23 protein-coding genes and 2 tRNA genes are annotated in these 24,219 nt (G+C 28.8%); 11 read left to right on the plus strand and 14 right to left on the minus strand.

All coding sequences use genetic code 11. The annotated features are described in order from the left end of the window. Positions 1 to 100 precede the first annotated feature (100 nt). Positions 101 to 1,513, plus strand: a complete 1,413-nt coding sequence (gene dnaA, locus ABXT52_RS00005; protein ID WP_415271878.1) for a chromosomal replication initiator protein DnaA — start codon at positions 101 to 103, stop codon at positions 1,511 to 1,513. After that, entirely contained in the window at positions 1,503 to 2,615 is a 1,113-nt protein-coding gene (gene dnaN / locus ABXT52_RS00010; RefSeq protein WP_415271879.1) for a DNA polymerase III subunit beta, read from the plus strand. Before dnaA ends, dnaN begins: the two co-directional genes overlap by 11 nt. A 108-nt stretch (positions 2,616 to 2,723) precedes the next feature. On the opposite strand, the gene ABXT52_RS00015 is transcribed toward dnaN, so the two are convergent. From ABXT52_RS00015 to argH, 3 genes are all read right to left on the minus strand, one after another. Next, positions 2,724 to 3,314 carry a lysophospholipid acyltransferase family protein gene (locus ABXT52_RS00015; RefSeq protein WP_415271880.1) on the minus strand — a complete coding sequence of 197 codons (591 nt, stop codon included), beginning with the start codon at positions 3,312 to 3,314 and terminating at the stop codon, positions 2,724 to 2,726. A gap of 12 nt (positions 3,315 to 3,326) precedes the next feature. Then, entirely contained in the window at positions 3,327 to 4,541 is a 1,215-nt protein-coding gene (lysA, locus tag ABXT52_RS00020) for a diaminopimelate decarboxylase (protein WP_415271881.1), read from the minus strand. A gap of 117 nt (positions 4,542 to 4,658) precedes the next feature. After that, entirely contained in the window at positions 4,659 to 6,047 is a 1,389-nt protein-coding gene (gene argH, locus ABXT52_RS00025; RefSeq protein WP_415271882.1) for an argininosuccinate lyase, read from the minus strand. A 24-nt stretch (positions 6,048 to 6,071) separates the two neighbouring features. Between argH and ABXT52_RS00030 the strand changes: the two genes are divergently transcribed. Then, positions 6,072 to 6,587, plus strand: coding sequence for a TlpA family protein disulfide reductase (locus tag ABXT52_RS00030; protein ID WP_415271883.1), 516 nt, complete (start codon positions 6,072 to 6,074; stop codon positions 6,585 to 6,587). On the opposite strand, the gene ABXT52_RS00035 is transcribed toward ABXT52_RS00030, so the two are convergent. Continuing rightward, positions 6,584 to 6,787, minus strand: coding sequence for a twin transmembrane helix small protein (locus ABXT52_RS00035; protein WP_415271884.1), 204 nt, complete (start codon positions 6,785 to 6,787; stop codon positions 6,584 to 6,586). The genes ABXT52_RS00030 and ABXT52_RS00035 overlap by 4 nt on opposite strands. A 49-nt stretch (positions 6,788 to 6,836) precedes the next feature. Between ABXT52_RS00035 and ABXT52_RS00040 the strand changes: the two genes are divergently transcribed. Then, entirely contained in the window at positions 6,837 to 7,493 is a 657-nt protein-coding gene (locus ABXT52_RS00040; RefSeq protein WP_415271885.1) for an alpha/beta hydrolase, read from the plus strand. Positions 7,494 to 7,543: 50 nt separating this feature from the next. Then, positions 7,544 to 8,110 carry an HNH endonuclease gene (locus tag ABXT52_RS00045; RefSeq protein WP_168606857.1) on the plus strand — a complete coding sequence of 189 codons (567 nt, stop codon included), beginning with the start codon at positions 7,544 to 7,546 and terminating at the stop codon, positions 8,108 to 8,110. Here ABXT52_RS00045 and ABXT52_RS00050 read toward each other — a convergent pair whose 3' ends face one another. Genes ABXT52_RS00050 through ABXT52_RS00060 form a run of 3 tightly spaced genes read right to left on the minus strand, consistent with a single transcriptional unit; the run spans position 8,111 to position 9,711 of the window. Next, positions 8,111 to 8,644, minus strand: coding sequence for a demethoxyubiquinone hydroxylase family protein (locus ABXT52_RS00050; protein WP_415271886.1), 534 nt, complete (start codon positions 8,642 to 8,644; stop codon positions 8,111 to 8,113). Continuing rightward, complete coding sequence (locus ABXT52_RS00055; protein WP_415271887.1) at positions 8,628 to 9,107, minus strand: disulfide bond formation protein B; 480 nt, start codon at positions 9,105 to 9,107, stop codon at positions 8,628 to 8,630. Before ABXT52_RS00055 ends, ABXT52_RS00050 begins: the two co-directional genes overlap by 17 nt. Positions 9,108 to 9,114: 7 nt before the next feature. Continuing rightward, positions 9,115 to 9,711, minus strand: a complete 597-nt coding sequence (locus ABXT52_RS00060; protein WP_415271888.1) for a YqaA family protein — start codon at positions 9,709 to 9,711, stop codon at positions 9,115 to 9,117. Positions 9,712 to 9,779: 68 nt separating this feature from the next. Between ABXT52_RS00060 and ABXT52_RS00065 the strand changes: the two genes are divergently transcribed. Both ABXT52_RS00065 and ABXT52_RS00070 read left to right on the plus strand, forming a co-directional pair. Then, a tRNA-Leu gene (locus ABXT52_RS00065) sits at positions 9,780 to 9,864 on the plus strand. A 7-nt stretch (positions 9,865 to 9,871) separates the two neighbouring features. Continuing rightward, entirely contained in the window at positions 9,872 to 11,578 is a 1,707-nt protein-coding gene (locus ABXT52_RS00070; protein ID WP_415271889.1) for an AMP-dependent synthetase/ligase, read from the plus strand. 354 nt (positions 11,579 to 11,932) lie between these two features. On the opposite strand, the gene ABXT52_RS00075 is transcribed toward ABXT52_RS00070, so the two are convergent. The 6 genes from ABXT52_RS00075 to ABXT52_RS00100 form a co-directional block, all read right to left on the minus strand. Further along, positions 11,933 to 12,847 (minus strand): CarD family transcriptional regulator, encoded by a 915-nt coding sequence (locus ABXT52_RS00075; protein ID WP_415271890.1) that lies wholly within the window; start codon positions 12,845 to 12,847, stop codon positions 11,933 to 11,935. Further along, a complete protein-coding gene (gene fdxA, locus ABXT52_RS00080; RefSeq protein WP_415271891.1) occupies positions 12,789 to 13,115 on the minus strand; it encodes a ferredoxin FdxA in 327 nt (108 codons plus the stop codon). The genes ABXT52_RS00075 and fdxA overlap by 59 nt, the downstream gene beginning before the upstream one ends. After that, entirely contained in the window at positions 13,112 to 13,537 is a 426-nt protein-coding gene (locus tag ABXT52_RS00085; RefSeq protein WP_415271892.1) for a TerB family tellurite resistance protein, read from the minus strand. The genes fdxA and ABXT52_RS00085 overlap by 4 nt, the downstream gene beginning before the upstream one ends. Continuing rightward, entirely contained in the window at positions 13,537 to 16,017 is a 2,481-nt protein-coding gene (locus ABXT52_RS00090; protein WP_415271893.1) for a helicase-related protein, read from the minus strand. Before ABXT52_RS00090 ends, ABXT52_RS00085 begins: the two co-directional genes overlap by 1 nt. A 129-nt stretch (positions 16,018 to 16,146) precedes the next feature. Next, positions 16,147 to 16,572: a PaaI family thioesterase gene (locus ABXT52_RS00095; RefSeq protein ID WP_415271894.1), complete on the minus strand. Its 426-nt coding sequence runs from the start codon at positions 16,570 to 16,572 to the stop codon at positions 16,147 to 16,149. A gap of 122 nt (positions 16,573 to 16,694) precedes the next feature. Further along, positions 16,695 to 16,771 (minus strand) — tRNA-Arg (locus ABXT52_RS00100). A gap of 75 nt (positions 16,772 to 16,846) precedes the next feature. On the opposite strand from ABXT52_RS00100, the gene ABXT52_RS00105 reads away from it, so the two are divergent. The 4 genes from ABXT52_RS00105 to ABXT52_RS00120 all read left to right on the plus strand — a co-directional run bounded on the left by ABXT52_RS00105 (position 16,847) and on the right by ABXT52_RS00120 (position 23,369). After that, positions 16,847 to 18,034 (plus strand): acetyl-CoA C-acetyltransferase, encoded by a 1,188-nt coding sequence (locus ABXT52_RS00105; RefSeq protein ID WP_415271895.1) that lies wholly within the window; start codon positions 16,847 to 16,849, stop codon positions 18,032 to 18,034. A 129-nt stretch (positions 18,035 to 18,163) separates the two neighbouring features. After that, positions 18,164 to 21,202 carry a pyruvate dehydrogenase (acetyl-transferring), homodimeric type gene (gene aceE, locus ABXT52_RS00110; RefSeq protein ID WP_415271896.1) on the plus strand — a complete coding sequence of 1,013 codons (3,039 nt, stop codon included), beginning with the start codon at positions 18,164 to 18,166 and terminating at the stop codon, positions 21,200 to 21,202. A gap of 1 nt (position 21,203) precedes the next feature. Beyond that, the gene (locus tag ABXT52_RS00115) at positions 21,204 to 22,475 is read left to right on the plus strand and encodes a 2-oxo acid dehydrogenase subunit E2 (protein WP_415272536.1); all 1,272 of its coding nucleotides are present in this window, start codon (positions 21,204 to 21,206) and stop codon (positions 22,473 to 22,475) included. A 6-nt stretch (positions 22,476 to 22,481) separates the two neighbouring features. Further along, the gene (locus tag ABXT52_RS00120) at positions 22,482 to 23,369 is read left to right on the plus strand and encodes a DMT family transporter (protein WP_415271897.1); all 888 of its coding nucleotides are present in this window, start codon (positions 22,482 to 22,484) and stop codon (positions 23,367 to 23,369) included. On the opposite strand, the gene ABXT52_RS00125 is transcribed toward ABXT52_RS00120, so the two are convergent. Continuing rightward, positions 23,366 to 24,136 carry an undecaprenyl-diphosphate phosphatase gene (locus ABXT52_RS00125; protein WP_415271898.1) on the minus strand — a complete coding sequence of 257 codons (771 nt, stop codon included), beginning with the start codon at positions 24,134 to 24,136 and terminating at the stop codon, positions 23,366 to 23,368. The genes ABXT52_RS00120 and ABXT52_RS00125 overlap by 4 nt on opposite strands. Between the last annotated feature and the right edge of the window lie 83 nt (positions 24,137 to 24,219).

Below are 24,219 nucleotides of genomic sequence, written 5' to 3' on the forward strand. Positions count from 1 at the left end.
TTTATTGCAAATATAGATTTTATTTATTTTTGCTTTTACAAAATTATTTATTGCAAAAAATTTATTTTGCTTCTAACTGACCTTATTCCTACAAATTTTTATGACAAGTAACAACACAACACAAAGTACAAAAGATCTGTCTTCTGAGGCTCTAGACTGGGTTGTAATTCAAAAGGATATGAAAAATAAGCTAGGTAGCGATATATATGAAAGCTGGCTTAGAAAGATAGACTTTGTTGAAGAGATGAATAGTTATGTCTTACTTTCAGTTTCTACTAGATTTATCCGAGACTGGATTACTTCAAGATATTTAGATCAAATTTTGCAAATAGTAAAAATTTATAAGAAAGATTTAACAAGAATAGAGTTTAAGATTATTGAAAAAAATTCTGAAAATGTAATAGAAAACAATATTACTAAAAATGAAAATAATGAAAACATATCTTTTATTAAAGATACATACTTGCAATACAACAGAATAGACCCAAATAAAAGATTTGATAATTTTATAACAGGAACAAGTAATAAACTTGCCTATGAAGCATCTATGAAAGTTTCAGAAAATATTTCTCATTATAATCCGCTTTATATTTATGGGGGAGTTGGAATGGGAAAAACACATTTATTAAATTCAATTGGTCTTTCATTAAAAGAAAAAAACAAAGTTATGTTTATTTCTGCTGAGAGATTTATGTATCAGTTTGTAAAATCAATTAAATCTAATGATATGGTAAAGTTTAAAGAGTATTTTAGAAATACCGACATATTATTAATAGATGATATTCAATTTATGAATGGTAAAGAAGCAATGCAAGAAGAGTTTTTTCATACGTTTAATGCACTATTAGATAAAGGCTCACAAGTGATAATCTCTGCCGACAGAGCTCCAAACAAATTATCAAGAATCCAAGATAGAATTAAATCAAGATTTGCTGGAGGTCTTGTTGTTGATATACAAAAACCAGACTATGAACTTAGAAATAAAATTGTTAAACAAAAAACAGAGGAACTAAACATTTTTTATTCAAATCAAGTAAATATTTCAGAAGAAATACAAAAATTTATAAGCACAGAAATAACCACAAGTATTAGAGAGCTAGTAGGAGCAATCAATAGAGTTGTTTCTTTTTCAAGAATTTACAACAAAGTTCCAAATTTATCAGAAGTGAAAGTCGTTCTAAAAGATTTATTAAATATTGGAGAAAATAAGGTAACAATAGATTTAATACAATCGACTGTATGTAAATTCTTTAAAATTAGTAAAAGTGAGATGCTTTCTTCAAGAAGATCTAGATATCTTGTAAGACCAAGACAAACAGCAATATATCTAACAAAAATTTTGACATCCAAGTCATTGCCAGAGATTGGAAGAGAATTTTCTAATAGAGATCATACAACAATCATTCATTCGGTTAAAACCATTGAAAAATTGAAGGAAAAAGATCCAGAAATGACAAACAATATTAATAATCTAAAAAATCAGATATTGTACAATAAAGAAAATGAAATTTAACGTTAATCAACAAGATCTGCAACAGGCACTTAATTATTGCCAAGGCGTAATTGAAAAAAGAAGCACACTTCCTATTCTATCAAATGTTTTGTTAAATGCTAGCAGTTCAAATCTAACAATTACTGCAACAGATTTAGATTTAATATTTATTCATCAAATTAGCAATGTTGAAGTTATAGAAGAAGGAAACACGACCACTACGTCATCTATCATGTATGATATTATACGAAAATTTTCATCAGGAAAAAAAATTAATTTATCTTTGACGGACGTTAGTAAACTTCAAGTAGAGTCCGAAAAATCTGTTTTCAATTTAAATTGTATTAGTGCATCCGAGTTTCCACTAACGGACGAAAACTTTAATCAAAATGAATTCTCTATAAAATCAAAACAATTACTAAAATTATTAAATAAATGTAAATTTTCAGTTTCTAATGATGAAACTAGACACTATTTAAGTGGAATTTTTTTTCATCAAACACAAACAGAAGATAAAAATTTTTTAACAGCAGCAGCTACAGATAGTCATAGAATGTCAATTTCAAAAATAAGATTGGACCAGCAAGTAGATTTTGAACCAATAATACTTCCTAAGAAAACAATTTTTCAACTATGTTCGTTGTTAGAAAGCTATGATGGTGATGTTAAAATTTCAAATATTAAATCCAAAATAAAATTTGAACTAAATAATAGCATATTAATATCTAAATTAATTGATGGAAAATTTCCAAATTATATTCAGGTAATACCTAAGAATAATCAAAAGAAACTAGAAATAGATTTAAAATTATTCTTAGACTCAGTTGATAGAGTTGCCTCAGTTTCATTGGATAAAAAAGATGGAGTTAAATTTAATTTGTCAAAAAATGTTCTAAACTTATCAGTTAACAACACAAATAGTGGTGATGGAAAAGAAAGTTTAACTGTAAAGTTTGAACATGATCTAGAAATAAGTTTTAATTCTAGATATTTAATTGATGTAGCATCACAGCTTGATGGCGATAAGATTGAAATTTTTTTCAATGACACAGGGTCGCCGGCATTAATTAAAGATCCGGGTGATTTTGATAGTATATTTGTTGTAATGCCTATGAAAGGCTAGTTCAAAGTATCAAGTTCAGAATAAATAGTATTTTCCAATTCTTTTATAAAAATTTCCTTGCTTAGTCCAGGTTCAATGGGTTTTAAAATTGAAACTGTTAGAATGGTATTAACTTTTTTTTTGACCATGTTTTGGCCAAGTATTCCCAGAATTGATTGCAATTGGTTGGCATGAAATATTTAATTCTTCATAAATTCTACCAGATCCTTTTTTAAAAGGAGTTCTATCTTCTGGAGATAGCCTTGTTCCTTGTGGAAAAATTATTAATGGTCTTTCTGATGAATTTACCTGTTTAGAAATATCATCAAAAAAACCCAAGTTTTCTTTAGAAATTTTGTTTCTTCTAATTGAAATTGAGCCTATTTTTTTTAAATACCAGCCAAATATAGGAATCATTAGTAATTCTTTTTTTAAAATAAAAACAGGAGAATTAAAGACAGTTTGTAAAAAAAAAGTTTCAAACATTGATTGGTGTGAAGCAGCTATAAAAAATTTTTTTCCCCTAATTATATTTTCTTTACCTTTAATGATTATCTTTGTTGATAAAAATATTTTTAAACATAGGGATGTCCAAAAACCCATAATTTTTCCACCAAATAAAACTATTTTGTTTGGTAGTAAAATTGCCGGCAAGAAGATTATGGAAATGAAAACTATTCCTGAGAAAAAAAATAATGAAAATAAAAAATTTCTTATCATGTTAATCAAAAACTAAATCAAATCTTTTAGTTTTTGTCTTTTCTTAATAATATTAATCTTTGATCCTTTAATTATTAATTCTGCCGGTTTTGGTCTTACATTATAATTTGAGCTTAGTGACATTCCATAAGCCCCAACATCGCACATTACTACGAGATCTTTTTCCTTTAATTTCTGAAAACCTTTTATAGTTGTAAATTTGTCTGTACTTTCACAAATTGGTCCAACAAATTCATAAGTTTTTTTTGAAATGTTATTACTTTTTACTACAGGTATAGTTTGGTGATTTGCACCATATAATGCTGGTCTCATAAGATCATTCATTGCAGCATCTAATATGATGAAATCTTTTTTAATGTTTTCTTTTATATAAATAACTTGAGAAATTAAAAATCCAATATTACCAACTATAGATCGTCCAGGTTCAAATATTATTTTCACTTTTTTGCCCTTTAAAAATTTTTGTATGGCAATGTTATATCTTTGATAGTTTAGTTTTTTACTATTTTTTTCATAAGAAATACCCATACCTCCACCCAGATCAATAAATTCAAAGGTATGACCACTTTTTTTTATTATTTTATTTACAACATTGAGCATTTTTTCATATGGCTTGTGATCTAAAATTTGACTGCCGATATGAACACTTAAGCATTTAAGATTAATGTTTTTAGAATGATTTATAAAATTTACTAATTCAAAAAAAGTTTTTTCATCTACACCAAATTTATTTTCTTTTTTCCCAGTTGAAATTTGTTTCAATGTCTTGGCATCTGTATTGGGATTAAGTCTAATACCTATATTAACTATTTTTTTTTTTAATCTTGCAGTTTTTTCAATTTCAATAATTTCACTTTTGGATTCAGCATTTATTAATAAAATTTTTTTATCAATTGCATAACTAATTTCAGTTGAGGTTTTACCCACTCCTGAAAAAACAATTTTTTTTGGATCCATGCCAGCTTTTAGAGCCATCATTAATTCACCCATTGAAACAACATCAGCACCTAACCCTAATTTTCTAATTTGTCTTATCAGGCTCACATTGGTATTAGATTTCACAGCAAAACAGATTAGTGGAGAGAAAGAGCTAAAGTTTTCTTTAAAATTTTTTATGTTTTCTGTCAGTTGTTTATGCGAATAACAGTAAGTTGGAGTACCAAACTTTTTTGCTATTTTTTGAATTTTAACTTTTTCAATTGTTAAGTTTTTATCTATATATTTCATCAATCTACTGACTTAGGAAAAACCATTTCATTTCCGTCATACTGAGGATCTCCCTTTTTTCCACATGAAAATAAGAAAGAACAGAGTATAGAAATTAAAATTAATTTTTTTATCATTTTAAACTTTTTTATATTTCATTATCATTTTTTTAATATTATCAAAAGACGTTCCACCGTAAGATTTTTTAGAGTTTACAGAGTTTTTTACATTAAATATCTTTAAAACTTCAATTGTAAGCTTTGGTTCAATTTTCTTTAGCTCATCAATATTTAATTCGTTCAATTTTTTCTTTTTCTTTTCTGCATAATTCACAATAGAAGCAGTAGTTTGGTATGCTTTTCTAAATGGCATTGAGTGATTTTTAACAAGATAGTCAGCTAAGTCAGTAGCCGTAATATATCCTGAGTTAGTAAGGTCTAACATTTGTTGTTTATTAGGTTTTAGATTTTTTAAAACCTCATTTAGGATAGCAATACTATTGTTAAGTATTTCATTAGACTTGAAGAGTATTTCCTTGTCATCTTGAAGATCCTTAAAATAAGATATAGGAAGTCCCTTTAGAATTGTCAGCATTGAAAACAAATTTCCATAAACCATTCCAGTTTTACCTCTTAGATATTCTAATAAATCAGGATTTTTCTTTTGAGGCATTATTGAAGAACCAGTCACTACTTTGTCAGAAAGTGTAATTAAGTTGAAGCCATCGGAGTTCCAAATAATAAGTTCTTCGGCAATTCTTGAAATATGCATCGAACAAACAGAAGCGCTATATAAAAAATCCAAAACAAAATCTCTATCTGCGACAGTATCAATTGAATTATTCGTTGGTCTTTTAAATCCTAGTTTTTTTGAAGTAAAATTTCTATCAATATTAAAAGAAGTACCTGTTAAGGCAGCAACACCCAGCGGACTCTCTGATAAACTTTCTAAATTATAGGTAAATCTTTTTTTGTCCCTATTAAACATTTCCACATAAGACATTAAATAATGAGCAAAAGACACTGCTTGTGCATTTTTTAAATGAGTAAATCCAGGCATTATAGTTTCAATATTTTTTTCTGAAATTTTGAGAATGGTCTTAATAATATTGTCTAAATTTCTATTAATTTCTTTAGTTGCTGAAGTCGTCCACATTTTAAAATCAGTAATCACCTGATCATTTCTAGATCTAGCTGTGTGAACATATCCGGCTTCTTCTCCTATAATTTGAAATAATCTTTTTTCAATATTCATATGAATATCTTCATATTTTTTATCATACTCAAATTTATTTTTTAAAATTTCTTTCTCAATTTTATTAAGTCCAAAAATTATTTTATTCTTAATTTTAAAAGAAATAATTTTTTGTCTAAATAACATCTCAACATGCGCAATTGATCCTAAAATATCTTCCTGAAAAAGCTTTTTATCTATATCTATTGAATTACCAATTTTCTGGAATAAATTTGAGGCATCTTTTTTTATTCTTGATCCCCATATTGCCGTATTGTTTTTATTTTTTACCATGATAATTAATTATACATATTTAGTATGAAATTATTATTAATATTTATCTACCTAATAACATGTAACTTTGGTTATGCTTTAGAAAAACCTAACATAAAAAATTTAGTTATATTAAAAAATCCAAAAATATATGAGGAAGTATTTTTTAAGGATTCAAACAATTACGATGTAAATTTAGATGATTTTAAAGGAAAATTGTTAATATTAAATTTTTGGGCTACCTGGTGCGCTCCTTGTAGAGAGGAGATGCCATCTCTAGATGACTTACAATCAAATAGTGACTTTGATAATTTAAAAATTTTTCCTATTAATATTGGTCAAGAAAATCTCTCTAAATCAGACTCTTTTTTTAAAGAAATAGGTATTCAAAATCTAGAGATATATTTTGATGCACCAATTACTCTAGCTAAAAAATTTTCTTTAAGAGGTGTTCCCACAACTATTTTATTTAATAAAAAAGGTGAAGAGTTTGGACGTATTATGGGATCTATTGATTTTAATAACCTAGAGTTTATTAATTGGTTAAAACAATATAACTAGTCTTTAAAGAAATAAGCAAAACTGACCAACACTACTATAGCAATAAATTGGAGCAACACTCTTAACTGCATTAGTTTATTTGAGTATTTTTTACTTGTTTCGCCACCCTTGAATAAGGTTCCTATCCCTAAGAGCAAGACAACTGCCACAACTATTAAAAGTACAATACCTAAAATTTTAACTAATGTTCCTGTTATCATAAAACTATTGTAGAATGATTTTTAATAAAAAAAACATAATAAAACATCTATGACACTTTGTCTATCAACCACAATCATTAAGCCAGAAAAAGATATACCAATTAATAATGCTATTATTTTACTTCATGGCTATGGTGGTGATGGAAAAGACATAAGTATGTTGACCTTAAATTGGAAAAGATTTCTGCCTAATACTATTTTTTTATGTCCAGATGGTCATGAAGAATGTAAAATTAACCCGGTAGGTTTTCAATGGTTTGATTTAACCAAAGATGACCCAATTTATATTCTAGAAGAATCTAAAAAAGCAGAAAGTAAACTTCAAAAATATATTGAAGAAGTTAAAAGAAAGTACAACCTTAACAATTCTCAAATTTGTTTGTCTGGATTTAGTCAAGGATGCATGATGTCTATTAATTTAGGTTTAACCACTAATCAAAATTATAATTGTATTGTTGGTTTTTCTGGTAAAATAATAAATCAAGATGATCTTAGCAAAAGAAAATCTTCTACTACTAAAATGCTCTTGATACATGGTGATCAAGACGCAGTTGTCTCACCAACATTTTTGTTAGATGCAAAAGATTTCTTAATTAGAAATGATATTGAAATTGAAACAAAAATGATAGAGAATTGTGGTCATCATATTCCTATTGAAGCATCAAGTGCAGCTTTAAATTATATTAAAAATAATTTTCAAATATAATTAAATACTATTTATTGATAAATTAATTTTTTTCAGTTAGAATTTTTATAATGATTTTTAATGATCAAAGTTTGTCTTTAGAGAAATGTCCTGCGCTTGTCTTAAATGCTGATTACAGGCCTTTAAGCTATTATCCATTGTCTTTATGGAGTTGGCAAGATTCTATAAAATCTGTTTTTTTAGATAGAGTTACTATAGTTAGTAATTATGACAGAATTATTAGAAGCCCATCGTTTAATATGAGATTACCAAGTGTTATTGCATTAAAAAGTTTTATAAAACCACAATCTAATCCTAGCTTCACTAGATTTAATGTTTTTTTAAGAGATAAATTTTCATGTCAATATTGTGGTAGTGGTGAAGATCTTACTTTTGACCATTTGCTTCCAAGATCTAAAGGTGGACAAACTAACTGGGATAATGTTGTAACTGCTTGTTCTTCATGTAATGTAAAAAAAGGTGGAAGGTTATTAAAAAATTTAGATATGAGCTTAAATCAGGAGCCATATCAACCATCTACAGAAGACCTACATAAAAATGGTAAAAATTTCCCACCAAATTTCCTACACAAGAGCTGGATGGATTATTTATATTGGGATGTTGAGTTAGAAGCTTGATTATATTTTTTCAGAAATATTAATAGCAATTTTTGATCCAGTTTTAATTAATTTATCTAAAATAGAATACATTCCTTTTTTAGTTGCACCTTCTTTATAGGCTATATCTTTATGATGTAATTCATCTTCCCTAAACTTAATTATTTTTTCTTTTAATTTTTTTTCATCATTTTCTAATGCATTAATTTGATCTAAATAATGTTCGTCAATTACTTCTTCTACAGAAGCAGTGCATAGCATAGCGGCCTTCTTCCCCAAGATTGTTGAACCGAAACCAAGTCCGACACCAAGTAAATCCCACAAAGGTAGAAATTTTGTTGGTTTTATATTTCTTTTTTTAATTTCATTTTCAAAATACTCACAGTGTTCTTTTTCATGAATTTTCATTTCTTCAATTTTCTTTTTAAGATTCTCATCTTTAACAAATGTATTTAGAGCTAGTAATTGACCTTCATAAATTTTTACCGCCCCTCGTTCACCCGCATGATCAACTCGAATAAATTCTTTTACTTTTTCTTTATTTGTTTTTTTCATAAGTTAAAAAAAGTTTTATAGTTATAGTTGTAATTATTAAAGAGATAAAAATATTTATTGTAGCAAGAGATAAGCCCAAAATTTTAAAAGTTGCATCTTTACAGCTAACTGTGACCTCTTGTAGCTGACTTAAGAGTGCTTCTTTAGTCAAATCAGCATTGTTAGAATTTAAGTCACAAACTAAAGACTCTTTTATGAAACCTTGCTCTATTCCAAAGTGATAAAAGGATATAACAAACGCTATAATGAATGTAATACTTAAAATTATTAAAAAAAACCTTTCAAACTTTTGAATAAAAATAAAAAGTAAAATTATAACTATTGAAACGATGTAAGGTATTCTTTCAATTAAACAAAGATTACAAGGTTGATGACCCAAAATATATTCAATAAAATAGGCCGCAGAAATAGCAAAAATACTGAATAATAATATAAGATGAAGAGTAGTTTTTCGATCAATCATATTTGTGTTATTTAATTACAAAATATATTAGGGCAAAAATTAATACAATTATAATACCTAAAATTGTAAACCATTTTGAAGCATCAGTTTTCATAAATTTACTAAAAATATCACCAAATTTATATGATAGGTATGAGACGATAAAAAATCTTAACCCTCTTGAAAATAGACAAATAATAAAAAATATAGGCAAATTAAAACCAATCATGCCGCTAGTTATTGTGAACACTTTAAAAGGTAAAGGTGTAAATCCAGCAAGAAATAAAGTAGCAAGCCACACATAAAGACTACTTCCTTGAGATAAGTTATTTTTAAGATTAATTACTTTTTCTTCATAATTATAAAATTCCACTACAACCATTCCAAGATCAAAAAAATAAGATCCAATGAAATATCCAAGGATACCTCCAAGTGAAGAAAATAAAGTAGCTATTAAAAAAATTTTTAAATAATCATTTTTTTTTGCAATAACCATCGGAGCAATCATAACGTCAGGTGGGATTGGAAAAAAAGAACTTTCAGTGAAAGATAAAATTGCAAGAAAAGTATTTGACCTCTTGTGAGCAGCAAGTTTTAAAGTTTTTTGATATAATTCGTTTAGCATTTTTTTGCTTTTAATATAAATTATGTTCTTATACTATTTAATTTTATAGTTATAATGAGGAAAACAAAGGGCGAATGGCGGAACTGGTAGACGCGCACGACTCAAAATCGTGTTTCGCAAGAAGTGAGAGTTCGATTCTCTCTTCGCCCACCAATATTTTATGGAAATAAACAAAGTTAATAATTTATTAGAATTATTTTACAATCAATACCTAACGCAAGACAAAACGAGTGTATTTTTGCAGTCCTTAAAAGAAGTTGAAAAAAAATACTCTTGGGAGGATGTGTATTCAAACGTCATTAAATTTTCTGAGGAAATATCGAAATATATAAAAAAAGGTGATAGATGCTTATTAATATCAGAAAATAGACCTGAATGGATGATATCAGATTTATCTATTATGCTTTCGGGAGGCATAACAGTTCCGGCTTACATAACTTATACAGAAAGAGATTATGAGTATATAATTGATGATTGCACCCCGACTGTTTTAATCATTTCTGATAAGACGCAGTATTTAAAAGTAAAAAATATTATACCTAAAAAAAAATTTATAAAAAAAATAATTTTTTTTGATGTAATTGAAGAGTTTGATCAAGAGCTTCATATAAGTATTAATCAAATCTTTGAAAATAAAAGCTTTAGTTTGTTAAATTTTTCTGAATTAAAAATTCAAAGAAAAGATGTTGCTTGTATAATTTATACATCTGGTACCCAAGGAAATCCCAAAGGAGTTGTATTAAGCCATGGTGGAATTTTGAACAATTGTGAAGGAGCACTTGGTTTATTGAAAGAGTTTATTTCTAAAAATCCTAAATTTTTGACGTGGCTACCTCTGTCTCATTCATACGAGCACACAGTCCAATTTGTTCAAATAGTTGTGGGAGCACAGGTATTCTATGCTGAGAGTATAGAAAAACTTATAAAAAATATGGGAAATTGTTCCCCAGAGATAATGACGGCCGTTCCTAGATTTTATCAAAATTTACATCAAAAAATAAATACTAATTTCGGTAAAGCTACAGGAATAAAAAAATTCTTAATCAAACAAACTATTAAACTTGGAAATAAGAAATTAAGTAGAGAGCGATTTTCATTTATAGAAAGTTTAATAAATTTTGTTTGTGATCTTTTGGTAAGAAAGAAAATCAAAAAACAATTTGGTGGAAATTTAAAAGCATTTATTTCAGGAGGAGGAGCACTAGATAAAGAAGTGGGATATTTTTTAAATGCAATTGGTCTCCCAACACTACAAGGGTATGGATTAACGGAAACATCTCCTGTAGTTAGTTGTAATTCTATTAATGAAATTAGAGTAGAAACTGTGGGCAAACCATTTAGGGGAAATTTAGTTAAAATTGCAAATGATGGTGAGATCCTGGTTAAAGGAGAAAATGTTATGTTAGGTTACTGGAATAATGAAGAAGAAACAAATAAAGTTTTAAAGAATGGATGGTTATCTACAGGTGATATAGGAGAGTTTGATGGTGAGTTTTTAAAAATAACAGATAGAAAAAAAGATATAATTATAACTCCAGGTGGAGATAATATTTCTCCAATTAAAATAGAGAGTGATTTAAATAAATCTAATTTCATAGAGCAAAGTTTAGTTTATGGTGATAATAAACCTTACCTGGTTTGTTTAATTGTTTTAAGTTCAGAGTATAAAAATATAAAGAATGAAGAAATTCAAACAGAAATAGAAAAAATAAATAAAAATTTAAGTAAAATAGAAAAAATAAAAAAGTTTTTTGTAATTAAAAATCAATTTACAATTGAAAATAATATGATGACACCTACTTTAAAATTAAAAAGATATAAAATTTTAAAAACTTATCAAAATGAGTTAGAAAAACTTTTTAATTAACTTTTATAAAAGACATTATAAGTCGCATAAACGTTAATGTTTTTTACACAATAAAAAGATTAAAAAAACTTTTTATTAAAAAAAAATTTACAATTTAAGAATTAATTAAAGAATTGACATCACTTGTATAAAAAAATAAAAATAAGTTAACAGCGAATCACTTTGATTCGTTTAACTTAAACAGGGAGCTAAAGATGGCTACAAAGAAAAAAGCTAAAAAAGCTAAAAAGAAAACTAAGAAAAAAGCTAAAAAAGCTAAAAAAGCGAAGAAAAGAAAAAGATAGTATCTTAGACTTTTCAAAAAACGCTTCTCATAACGTTATGTGTGAGAGGCGTTTTTTTTTCCCTAATTTTTTAATCTTCAGTATCGGTAATTGGTTCTGAGTCTGTGTCAGGTTCTACAGCAGTTTCTTTATTCTTCGTTGGTGCAGCTATAGCTTTTGCTTGGCCTTCTAAATTTCTCTTTAATGCTTTATCTAATTTTTTTTGGGTATCTTCTAGTGATACACCCATCACTATTTGAAATTCAGATAAAATTCTTTCATAAGCTTTTTCAAACAGCTGTCTTTCACTGTAAGACTGATCAACCATTAAGTCGTCACCTTTATTTAAATCTCTTACAACTTCTGCAAGTTCATAGATTTTTCCTGAAGAAATTTTTGCTTCATATTCCTGTGCTCTTCTACTCCACATAGATCTTTTGACTTTTGGCTTACTTTTTAAAATAGATATACATTTATTGACCTGGTTTATTGTCGCAAGTGGTCTAAGATGAGATTGCTTATTTACGGGAACCATACCATTGGCTTTGTCTTTTTCAAATTTAAGAACATAAGTTTCAACATCAATTCCACCAATATTAATTTTTTTAAACTCTGTAATTTGGCCAACGCCATGTTTTGGGTAAACAACGTAATCTTTAACTTTATATTCTCTTTTTTCTGTTTCTTGTTTTTTTACTTTTTTAATTTCAGGTTTAACTTCATTACTTTTTGAAATTCTTAAATTATCAGTTTTTATCTCTACTTTTTCTGAAGCAGCTCTTTTAGAAACTGTTTTTAAATTTTTTTTAATTTTTGTTGTAGTTACTTTTTTTGTTTTAGTTTTTTTAACTGGAATATTTTTTTTAATGACTTTAGCTTTAGGACGCGTAGTTTTTTTAGCTACCTTTAGTTTAGTTTTTTTTTTTACTTTTTTCTCAGGAGTTTTTTTAAAGATTTTCGCTAAAATATTTGTCGTACTTGTTTTCTTCATTTTTATATTTTTCATTATCCTCTGGAGGATCTTTTTTAATAGTTATATTTGGCCAAATTTCAGAATACTTTGTATTTAGTTCAAGCCATTTTTCGCTCCCAGACTCTGTATCTGCTACTATTGCATCTACTGGACATTCTGGCTCGCAAACGCCACAATCTATACACTCCTCCGGTTTAATTACAAGCATATTTTTACCTTCATAGAAGCAATCAACAGGACAGACTTCGACACAGTCCATTAGTTTACACTTAATACATTTATCGTTTACGAGATATGTCATTTTCCTAACTCACTTTTTACTTTTAATTTTAAGTCTCCCATTATTTTGGCGTCCACATATAACAAGCCTGAGAGTCTTCTCATCAAGTTTGTTTCATAAATGTCAGCACTATCGTTTGAGTAGATGATCTTCCATAATGATTCAATTATTTTAATTTTATCAGAGGTTGGTACGTTTTTTACCTCCCTAGTAAAATCTAATATTTGATTTGAATTTTCCTCAATAATTGTTGCTTCAGACATAATTTTATCAATTTCAGAGATTGACGCACCTAAATCAATAAGTGTCTCTTTAATGATATCTTCCTCTTTTTTTTCATAAGCCTCATCTATTTTTGCTGCATGAATTAGTAAAGCAGCAATTTTGGAGTAAGAGTTATCTTGAGGTTCATTTTTCTCTTTGTTTTTAAAAAAGCTAATCATTAATTTAAATTTAAGTTTTTTAGTATTTTAAATGGGCTGTTTGAAGTATCTATTTTTTTAAAAGTTTTTTTAATTTGTTTTTTTGGATTATATCTAAAATAAATATCATTGTCTTTCTCTAATGTTTTATAATTCATTTTTTCAATCAATTTTTTAAAGTTATCTTTACTACATCCTAATAAATTAAGCATCTCTGGTACTAGTTTAATTTCTTTATCTTTCTCAGGGCTAGCATTAATAATTAGTACAAACAATCTTTCTAGAATGTCAATTCTAACAAAATAATTATCAAAATTTTCAAATCCACATAAAAGCATAAATTTCTTATTTTTTTTATTTTTGTCATCTAAAAAATTTAAACCAAACGTAGGTGGAGTTAATTCAAAGTATTTTTGGTTAAAATTCTTCCATAATAAAGTTCTTAAAGAAACAGCTTCAGGCTTTAATAGTTTAAATAGAAAAACATGATAACGTCCAAATTTGACACCTAAGTCTCTTAAAATTTTTCTTTCATTTTGTCCAAGTTTTTTTAAATATTCAGCAACCATCTCTCTTTTAATCACACCATTATTTTCATACAGTTGGTAAGCTAAAGCTTTAATAGATGAATTACTTTCCTTTAAATTTCTTAGATCAATTAAACTTTTCAGCACTAAATTAATTTTTTCATTAATCCATTTTTCAATAAATTCTGATAACTTTTGTTTGTCATTATTCTCCAGAAGATCATCCACCATTAAAACTATATCTGGATTTAAATAATCTTTTCCAGCTAGTAATTTTGCAATAGGAAAGTTTTTCCAGTAAATTTTAAAATCATCTTTTAATTCAACTAGACCTGTTTCTATGATTAACCGAACTCTTTTTTGAAGCTCGGGCCCCACAGTCTGTCTTGCTGCTTTTTTTAACGATTTGATATCAGTTTCTAAAGCTCCAACTTTTAAATCCATTTCAAATTTTAAACCTTTTAAATTACCAATAAACTGTTCATCAATTATTACCTTATCGTCTTCCATTATTTCAGTTTTAAAATCCATATCTTGGTTTAAGCCTCGTGCGAGTACACTGGCTCGTTTATCAATAAATGTTTTTGTAAGTTCTTCATGTAGTCTATCTGATAATCGATCTTCTAATAGTTTTGTTTTTTCTATCCAATAATTTTGGTTTTCAACCCAGTTAATTTTATTGGAAACATATGACCAAGTTCTAACATTTGCAATTCTATTTGACAAAGAATCTACATTTCCTTCTAATTTATCTAATTTCATTAACTGTAATCTCATATAATCATTGGTAATTTTACCATCATTGCTATTTAAAAAATTGAATACCTTGCCAACAACTTCAAGATGATTTCCGTATGTTTTTTTAACAAAGTCAGGAATTTGACAACACTCCCAAAGTAATTCAAGTGTTTCTCTATTATTTTCAATTTTATTTCCTTCCATATCTTTTAAAAAATATTTTAATACTTTTTCATCTCCACACTCGTGTATTTTCCTTAACCAATCTTTATTAGGTTTTTCTTCAAGTGATTTAATTAAACTGCGCGCGTTATTAAAATTTAAATTAGAATTTCTCCAAAATAACATTCTAATTTCTTCAAATTTATGATTTTCAAGTAATTCTACCTCTTCAGCGGTAATATCTTTGCATTCTCCCGTAACTCCAAAATTACCATCATTTAAATATCTGCCTGCTCTTCCAGCAATTTGCCCGATCTCAGACATGTTAAGACGTCTTAATTTTTTACCATCAAATTTTTTAAGGTTTGAAAAATATACATTTTCTAAATCCATATTAATTCCCATACCAATTGCATCAGTTGCAACTAGGAAGTCAACATCTCCCGATTGATATAATTCAACTTGAGCATTTCTCGTTTTTGGACTTAGAGAACCCATAACAATAGCTGCTCCACCTTTTTGTCTACGTACAAGTTCGGCAATTGCATAAACTTCTTCAGTTGAAAAAGCTATTATTGCTGTTTTTCTATTTATTCTTGAAATTTTTTTATGCCCTACGTAGGTAAGTTTAGAAAGTCTTTCTCTATTTATAAATTCAGTATCTTCATTCAACTTGTTAACTATATTTCTAATAGTACTAGAGCCCATGAACATTGTTAGTTTTTCTCCCCGAAGATTTAATAATCTATCAGTAAAAATATGACCTCTCTCATGATCTGCACACATTTGTATTTCATCAATACCTACAAAATCTAAATGTTTATTGATTGGCATTGATTCTACTGTGCAAAGAAAATATTTAGCATTAAGAGGAATTATTTTTTCTTCACCTGTGATTAATGCAACTTTATCAGAACTTATTTTTTTTATAATTTTGTCATATACTTCTCGCGCAAGTAGCCGCAATGGAAATCCAATCATCCCAGAATCAAATGAAAGCATAGTTTCTATTGCAAGATAGGTTTTGCCGGTATTTGTGGGACCAAGAACAGCTGTTATTTTATTTTTAGACATTTCTATAAATGGTACCTTAAATTTTTACTCCACCACATATTGTTGTCCATAAAGAACAAAAATAGGTTAAAACATGACCGAATCATCAGAGAAAAGTTCTCATTTTAAAGTTTATAAAATTATTAAAAATTAACCACCTGGACTTAAGTCAGAGGATTTTATTTTTAAAATTTTCCATATACCTGATGCTGAGGTTATAATTTTATCATTACATTTCAGCTCACAAAATAAAAATACTAGTGTATTGGTCTTTTTAAGAATTCTTGTAAAGCCAGTAACTTCATCGCCAACTTTAGATGCACCAATAAATTTTAGATCCAATGAAATAGTTACACAAGGTGCATTTCCAGATACTCTATGTGCAGCAGTCCCTGCTCCTGCATCAATTAAGGCTGACAAATAACCACCATGAGTTATCCCAGCTGCATTTAAATGATTTTCATTAATTATAGTTTTAAATTCATATTCTGTTTCAGACACAGTTCTAAATAAAACACCACCATTGTGTTTCATAAAACCAGATTTAATACTTATTTGTTCAAATTTATTACTCATAATTTTTTATAATATAAAAGTTAAAATTAATAAGATTATAAAAATAATTATGAAAAAATATATAACTGATTTTTGTAGAGATGATTTTAGTAGCCAATCTAACATTCTTTATTTATCCTTTTTGGTGGACCGCCCAGAACTCGAATCTGGAATCTCCCGGTTCGTAGCCGAGCGCCTTATCCAATTTGGCCAGCGGTCCTTAATTAAATAATTTACCCAGCATATCAAAGTTTTTAATGTAATTTAACTTATAAAATATTATGGTGTATTAGCAATGACCAAAAAACCAGATGATGTAGTTATAACAGCCGCACTAAGAACTCCTATAGGCACATATAAAGGATCTTTAAAGGATATTAGTGCTGACAAACTAGGTGCATTGGTGATTAAAGAAGTTGTACATGATACAAAATTAAAACCTGAAGATATTGATGAGGTAATTATGGGCCACGTTCTAACTTCTGGATTAGGACAAAACCCTGCAAGGCAAGCATCCATTCATGCTGGAATTCCAGTCTCAAAACCTGCACATATAATTAATCAAGTATGTGGATCAGGATTAAGATCTGTAATTTCAGGATATCAGTCTATTAAATTAAGTGAAAATAAGATCATAGTTGCTGGTGGACAAGAAAATATGTCTAGAGCACCACATACTATATTTTATCGAGAAGAAAAAAAACTAGATGAAAATAAGTTAGTAGATACGATGATCAATGATGGATTAATAGACTCATTTAATAATTATCACATGGGAATTACTGCCGAAAATGTTGCAAAAAAATATAAAATTTCTAGAGATGAACAAGATTTATTTGCGTTAAATTCTCAAGAAAAAACTCAAAAAGCTACAAATGAAAATAGATTCCAAAATGAACTAATCAAATTAAAGATTAATACTAATAATAAAAATTTTATTTTCGAAAAAGATGAACATCCAAGAAATAATCTAAACTTAGAAGATCTAAAAAAATTAAAAACTGTTTTCAAAGAAAATGGAACAGTCACCGCAGGTAATTCATCAGGAATAAATGATGGTGCAGCAGCAACTATATTAATGTCTAGAGAAGAAGCAGAACTTAGAGGTATAGAACCGTTAGCCAAAGTGGTCTCTTGGGCAACTTGTGGTGTTGAACCTTCGTTGATGGGGTTAGGACCAATTAAAGCCGTTAATCTTGCATTAGAAAAAGTTCAATGGAAGAGAGAGGATATTGATTTGTTTGAAATAAATGAAGCATTTGCAGCTCAAAGCATTGCCGTAATTAGAGATCTTAAAATTCCTGAAGAGATTGTAAACGTTAATGGTGGGGCAATTGCATTAGGGCACCCAATTGGAGCTTCAGGAACTAGAATTTTAGTAACCCTTATTCACGAGATGATTAGACAAAATAAAAGTAGAGGTTGCGCCACACTCTGTATTGGTGGTGGAATGGGAATAGCCATGTGTATCGAAAGAAATTAATTTTTATTTATTTGTTAATTTTTAAAGTTTTTTGTTCAATAAAAATATAGGTTAACATAAAAAGGCTTATTAATGTGCTAAAATAACATGAGATATAGTTTTTTTTAGGTGTATAAATCGATCTAAATAATGAGTGAAAAATTACTTGTTCCAGACATTGGTGAATTTGAAAAAGTTGAGGTTATTGAACTTTTAGTAAAAGCTGGAGATCAAATAAACTTAAATGATCCTATTGTTACCATTGAGAGCGATAAATCTAGTGTTGAAATTCCATCAACAGTTACCGGCAAGGTAGAATCTGTAAATATTAAAGTGGGTGATAAAGTTTCTAAAGGGGATTTATTATTAAGTATTGAGTCTTCAAAAGAAAGCCCTTCAGAAAAGCTAATTCCTAGAGATACAGAAAATATTATTCAGCAAGCAGAATCAGTCTTGGAAAATGAAAAAAAGGAAGCAACCAGTAAACAAAGTCCAGTTGTGGAAAAAAAACAAACAATAATTCAGGTTACAAATGAAAATGATATTGATCCATTAGAAACTCAAGATTGGCTAGAGTCTTTATCTGCAGTTGTTGAAAAAGATGGAAATCAAAGAGCTCATTTTTTGATAAAAGAATTAATTAACAAAGCATATAGAGAGGGTGCAAACATTCCTTATACGCAGCACACACCTTACATAAATACAATCCCACCAGAGGCAGAAGCTAAGTCTAATGGTGATCAGAATATTGAGAGAAGAATTAGATCTTTAATTAGATGGAATGCAGCAGCCATGGTTGTTAGAGCAAATAAAAAATTCCCTGAATTAGGGGGTCACATTGGTACATTTGCATCAGCAGCAACACTTTATGATGTAGGAATGAATCATTTTTGGAGAGCTAAGAATAATAAATTTGGTGGTGATTTAGTTTATTTTCAAGGTCATAGTGCACCAGGTATTTATGCTAGAGCATTTCTAGAAGGTAGATTAAATGAAAAACAATTAGATAGTTTTAGACAAGAAGTAAAACCAGGTGGACTTTCTTCATATCCACACCCCTGGTTGATGCCAAAGTTTTGGCAGTTTCCAACTGTATCAATGGGACTAGGGCCTATGCTTGCAATTTATCAGGCGAGATACATGAAATATTTAATTAACAGAGGATTAATTAAAGATGAAGGCAGAAAAGTTTGGGCATTTCTTGGTGATGGAGAAATGGATGAACCTGAATCTTTAGGTGCAATAGGATTAGCAGCTAGGGAAAAACTGGATAACCTAATATTTGTTGTTAACTGCAATCTTCAAAGATTAGATGGACCCGTCAGAGGTAATGGAAAAATTATTCAAGAGCTAGAAGGAAGTTTTAGAGGAGCTGGTTGGAATGTAATTAAAGTAATTTGGGGTTCTTACTGGGACTCACTGATTGCTAATGATAAAACAGGTCACTTAGTTAAAGCTATGAATGAAACTGTTGATGGTGAATACCAAGCAATGAAAGCTAGAGATGGAGCTTATGTTAGAGAAAAATTTTTTGGGAAATATCCAGAGACACAAGAGTTAGTTTCTAATCTATCTGATAAAGATATTTGGAGATTAAATAGAGGTGGTCATGACCCTCATAAAGTTTATGCAGCATATAATCAGGCGTCAAAAAACCAAGGTAGCCCAACGGTTATAATTACTAAAACCATTAAGGGTTATGGTATGGGAAAAACAGGTGAAAGTGTAAACACTACCCATCAAACCAAAAAATTAGACGTAGATGATTTACTATATTACAGAGATCGTTTTGATGTACCCTTGACTGACGATCAAGTAAAAAATGTAGAGTATTTTAAGCCAGACGAAAAATCTCCAGAAATTAAATATATTAAAGAAAGAAGAATGAATCTTGGTGGTTCTTTGCCAGAGAGAACAACTTACGCAAAACCAATTAAAGCACCAGCAAAAGATATTTTTGACTTTATGAAAGTATCAACAGGTGAAAAAGAAATGTCTACAACCATGGCATTAGTTAGAATGTTTACAAATTTACTAAGAGACAAAAATGTTTCGCCAAGGTTAGTTCCAATTATTCCTGATGAGGCAAGAACTTTTGGTATGGAAGGATTTTTTCAAAAAATAGGAATATACGCGCACGAAGGTCAAAAATATGAACCTGAAGATTCTGCACAATTAAGTTCTTATAGAGAAGATAAAAGCGGACAAGTATTAGAAGAAGGAATTAATGAAGCAGGAGCGATGTCATCATGGATCGCAGCAGCAACAGCTTACACAAACCATGATATTGAAATGATTCCAATTTATATTTTTTACTCAATGTTTGGTTTTCAAAGAATAGGGGATCTTGCATGGGCTGCTGGAGATAGTCAGGCTAGAGGTTTTTTAATTGGAGCAACAGCTGGAAGAACTACTTTAGCTGGTGAAGGACTGCAACACCAGGATGGACACAGCCACTTGATAGCGTCAACAATACCAAATTGCGTGACATACGATCCAACTTTTCATTATGAGCTAGCTGTTATTTTTAGAGAAGGTTTGAGAAGAATGCATGAAAAAAATGAGAATGTTTTTTATTATATCACAACCATGAATGAAAACTATTCACATCCAAGCATACCAAAAGATAAGAATTGTGAGGAAGGAATTCTTAAAGGAATGTATAAGATTAAAGAGCTCAATAGATATAAAAAAACTAAAATTCAACTTTTAGGTTCAGGCACAATATTGAGAGAAATGATGGCCGCAGCAGAAATCCTTCAAAATGAATATCAGATAGATAGTGAAATCTGGAGTGTCACTAGTTTTAACGAGTTGAGGAAAGATGGTATGGAAGTTGAGAGGTATAATCTTTTAAATCCTGATAAAGAACAAAAGGTTTCATTTGTAGAGCAGTGTTTAGGAAAAACTGAAGGACCAATCTTGGCAGCTTCAGATTATATGAGAATGAATTCTGATCAAATCAGACCTTATACTAATAAAAGTTTTTATTCTTTAGGCACAGATGGCTATGGAAGAAGTGACACTAGAAAAAACCTTAGAAAATTTTTTGAAGTTGATAAAGAACATATTGTTGCTTATGGACTGAGTGTGTTAGCAAAAGAGCAACTAATAGCCTCAAAATATGCTAAAGAGGCTATAAAGAAATATAATATTGATGGCAGCAAACCAATGCCAACAAAACTATAAGATGTCAGATAAAGAGATTAAAGTCCCGAATATTGGCGAATTTAAAGACGTTGAGGTAATTGAAGTATTAGTTTCAAATGGTCAGTCAGTATCTAAAAATGATCCACTTATTACAATTGAGAGTGACAAATCTAGCGTTGAAATACCAGCTTCTTTTGATGGAAAGGTTAAGTCTGTTAAAATTAAAGTAGGAGATAGGGTTTCTGAAGGTGATTTAATATTAACTGTTGAGCAACCTGGAGAAGAAGAAAATAGTGTAGAGCAAAAAACTATTAAAGAAACAAAAACAGTTACAAATCAAAATCAAGAAGAAAAAATTGTAAAAGTTACACAAACACAAAATTTAACAAAAAAAGACAATTCAGAAGCTTCATCTGCAAGCCCAAAAGTACGTAAATTTGCTCGAGAGCTTGGGATTAATATTAATGAAATAGTTGGCAGTGAAAGACAAGGAAGAATTGTGGAAGATGATGTAAAAAATTTCATATCCTCTAGAATTAATAAAACTCCAGATAAGACTGAAGTTCAACCTAAAAAAATTGTTAGTGAATTTCCCCATTCTGATTTTGGAGAAATTAAAGTTAAAGATATGCCTAGGGTTAAAAAATTAGCCTCTACGTATTTAGTTAATTCTTGGACTACAATACCTCATGTAACAAATCATGATGAAGCAGATATAACTGAAATGGAAGATTTTAGAACTTCACTTACTGATATGTACACAGGTGAAAGAAAAAAAATTACTCCCTTAGCTTTTATTGTTAAAGCTTTAGTTGCATCTTTAAAAAAGTTTCCTAGTTTCAACTCATCAATAGATGATATTGAAAATGGAAAAATAACAATGAAAAATTATTTTCATGTTGGAATTGCAGTTGATACTCCTCATGGTTTGATGGTGCCAAAAATTAGAAATGCTGACAATAAAAGTATTTCATATATTAGCAATGAATTGAAAACAGTAAGTGACCAATGTAGAAATTTAAAAATAGATAAGAAAGAATTCTTTGGAGGATCCATGACCATTACAAGCCTTGGAGGAATTGGAGGTTCATTTTTTACACCAATAATAAATTATCCTGAAGTTGCTATACTAGGAGTGGGTAAAGCACAAAAAAAACAAATTTTTTTCAATGGAAAATTTGAAACAAGAACAATGTTACCGCTTTCATTATCATATGATCATAGAATAATTGATGGAGCTGAAGCAGCTAGATTTAATAATGATCTAAAAGAAAATTTAGGCAAAAATTTTGCTTATAAATTAGCTGTATAGATTTTAATGTCAAAAACCTCATCATTATTTTGTGCATTACTTTGCACATTCATATGGGGGACAACTTTTATCGCCCAAGATACTGGTATGGACGACATTGGTCCTTTCACTTTTAATGCGGTTAGGTTTTTTGTAGGCTTTTTAGTGGTAGCCCCTTTAGCTTTTATTTTTGAAAGAAAAAATATCTCAAAATCAGTCCGAAGAAATCAAAAAGAATTTACCAACTTAGCTTTCTTAATAGGCCTATCTTTATTCTTGGGATCAGCACTTCAACAAGTGGCTTTACTCTATACAGATGTTGCAAATGCTGCTTTCTTTACTATTTTTTATGTACCAATGGTTCCGTTTATAATTTTTTTTATTTATAAAAAGCCAATTCACTGGAGTATTTGGCCTTCAGTTCTTCTTTGTGTAATGGGAGGTTATTTACTAACTAATTTTTATAGTGCAACGGTTAGAACTGGTGATGCGCTTATAATAGTGGGTGCTTTTTTCTGGAGCACACACATTATCTTTACTGGTAAAATTATAGAAAACTACAATCTTCCATTAACAATTGGTGCAATTCAAACTTTAATTGTTGCTTCTTTATCATTAATAATAGGGTTAATTTTTGAAGACTTTATTTGGTCAAATATCCTTAAGGAAAAATTTCAAATTTTGTACGCTGGAGTTTTATCTGGAGGTCTTGCATTTGTTTTGCAAATATATGCACAAAAAAATATATCCCCTGCTCCATCAGCAATAATTTTTTCTTTAGAGGGTGTTTTTGCTACAATTGCTGCCTGGATTCTATTAGATCAAATTTTAGATATAAATAATTTGTTTGGATGTTTATTTATTTTATTTGGTGTTTTATTTTCACAATTAGCACCAATATTAAAAAAAAATTAATTATATATTATTATAAATAAAACTATAGAAATAATAATTCTATAAATTACAAAAACATTTAAAGAAAATTTGTTTATGTAGTCTAGAAAAAACTTAATTGTAAAATAAGAAAATAAAAAAGAAAGAGTAATCGATATTAGTATAAGGTAGTTAAATTCAAAGCTTTGACTTATAGCATTTTTTAACTGCAGTACACTCGCCCCAGCTATTGCAGGTATAGCTAGTAAAAAAGAAATTTTACTTGAATCAAATCTATTAAATCTAAAAAGCCTTGCAGCTGTTATTGTAATTCCTGCCCTACTCACACCTGGTATTAAAGCAAGTATTTGAAACAAACCTATATATAGTATTGTTTTAAAATTTAGGTTGGAGGATATTTTTTTATCAAATTTACTTTTGTCTGCAAGATATAAAGTAATTCCAAAAATTAATGTCGTCCAAGCAATTATCTTTAAATTATTTTCTAATAGACTAATTAGGCCCGTGGAGCTGATTATGTACCCAGCTATTACAATTGGTATAGAGCCAATAATTAATAAAGATAATAATTTTTGATTATTTCTAAGGTCTAGTAGCTCTCTTCTAAAATAAAAGATTATTGCTAGTAAAGAGCCAAGATGGAGACTAACGTCAATCATTAGTGAGTTAGAATTAAACTCAAAGATTATTTCAACAATGTTTAAATGAGCCGAAGAACTTATTGGTAAAAATTCTGATATACCTTGAACTAGTGATAGGATTATAATTTCAATAATATTTGAGAACATTTAAAGCTTCGTAGCTTAAATATTCGATGATTTAAACAATTCCATTTGAACATATTAGATATGCAAAAATTAAAATACAAAGA

This window comes from Candidatus Pelagibacter sp. Uisw_121 (assembly GCF_047722545.1).
Lineage (GTDB): Bacteria > Pseudomonadota > Alphaproteobacteria > Pelagibacterales > Pelagibacteraceae > Pelagibacter.

What these genes read in the sequence shown, in the direction of transcription:
- dnaA (WP_415271878.1), top strand. Translation starts at nt 101, where the DNA reads ATGACAAGTAACAACACAACACAAAGTACAAAAGATCTGTCTTCTGAG.
- dnaN (WP_415271879.1), top strand. Translation starts at nt 1,503, where the DNA reads ATGAAATTTAACGTTAATCAACAAGATCTGCAACAGGCACTTAATTAT.
- ABXT52_RS00015 (WP_415271880.1), bottom strand. Translation starts at nt 3,314, where the DNA reads ATGATAAGAAATTTTTTATTTTCATTATTTTTTTTCTCAGGAATAGTT.
- lysA (WP_415271881.1), bottom strand. Translation starts at nt 4,541, where the DNA reads ATGAAATATATAGATAAAAACTTAACAATTGAAAAAGTTAAAATTCAA.
- argH (WP_415271882.1), bottom strand. Translation starts at nt 6,047, where the DNA reads ATGGTAAAAAATAAAAACAATACGGCAATATGGGGATCAAGAATAAAA.
- ABXT52_RS00030 (WP_415271883.1), top strand. Translation starts at nt 6,072, where the DNA reads ATGAAATTATTATTAATATTTATCTACCTAATAACATGTAACTTTGGT.
- ABXT52_RS00035 (WP_415271884.1), bottom strand. Translation starts at nt 6,787, where the DNA reads ATGATAACAGGAACATTAGTTAAAATTTTAGGTATTGTACTTTTAATA.
- ABXT52_RS00040 (WP_415271885.1), top strand. Translation starts at nt 6,837, where the DNA reads ATGACACTTTGTCTATCAACCACAATCATTAAGCCAGAAAAAGATATA.
- ABXT52_RS00045 (WP_168606857.1), top strand. Translation starts at nt 7,544, where the DNA reads ATGATTTTTAATGATCAAAGTTTGTCTTTAGAGAAATGTCCTGCGCTT.
- ABXT52_RS00050 (WP_415271886.1), bottom strand. Translation starts at nt 8,644, where the DNA reads ATGAAAAAAACAAATAAAGAAAAAGTAAAAGAATTTATTCGAGTTGAT.
- ABXT52_RS00055 (WP_415271887.1), bottom strand. Translation starts at nt 9,107, where the DNA reads ATGATTGATCGAAAAACTACTCTTCATCTTATATTATTATTCAGTATT.
- ABXT52_RS00060 (WP_415271888.1), bottom strand. Translation starts at nt 9,711, where the DNA reads ATGCTAAACGAATTATATCAAAAAACTTTAAAACTTGCTGCTCACAAG.
- ABXT52_RS00070 (WP_415271889.1), top strand. Translation starts at nt 9,872, where the DNA reads ATGGAAATAAACAAAGTTAATAATTTATTAGAATTATTTTACAATCAA.
- ABXT52_RS00075 (WP_415271890.1), bottom strand. Translation starts at nt 12,847, where the DNA reads ATGAAAAATATAAAAATGAAGAAAACAAGTACGACAAATATTTTAGCG.
- fdxA (WP_415271891.1), bottom strand. Translation starts at nt 13,115, where the DNA reads ATGACATATCTCGTAAACGATAAATGTATTAAGTGTAAACTAATGGAC.
- ABXT52_RS00085 (WP_415271892.1), bottom strand. Translation starts at nt 13,537, where the DNA reads ATGATTAGCTTTTTTAAAAACAAAGAGAAAAATGAACCTCAAGATAAC.
- ABXT52_RS00090 (WP_415271893.1), bottom strand. Translation starts at nt 16,017, where the DNA reads ATGTCTAAAAATAAAATAACAGCTGTTCTTGGTCCCACAAATACCGGC.
- ABXT52_RS00095 (WP_415271894.1), bottom strand. Translation starts at nt 16,572, where the DNA reads ATGAGTAATAAATTTGAACAAATAAGTATTAAATCTGGTTTTATGAAA.
- ABXT52_RS00105 (WP_415271895.1), top strand. Translation starts at nt 16,847, where the DNA reads ATGACCAAAAAACCAGATGATGTAGTTATAACAGCCGCACTAAGAACT.
- aceE (WP_415271896.1), top strand. Translation starts at nt 18,164, where the DNA reads ATGAGTGAAAAATTACTTGTTCCAGACATTGGTGAATTTGAAAAAGTT.
- ABXT52_RS00115 (WP_415272536.1), top strand. Translation starts at nt 21,204, where the DNA reads ATGTCAGATAAAGAGATTAAAGTCCCGAATATTGGCGAATTTAAAGAC.
- ABXT52_RS00120 (WP_415271897.1), top strand. Translation starts at nt 22,482, where the DNA reads ATGTCAAAAACCTCATCATTATTTTGTGCATTACTTTGCACATTCATA.
- ABXT52_RS00125 (WP_415271898.1), bottom strand. Translation starts at nt 24,136, where the DNA reads ATGTTCTCAAATATTATTGAAATTATAATCCTATCACTAGTTCAAGGT.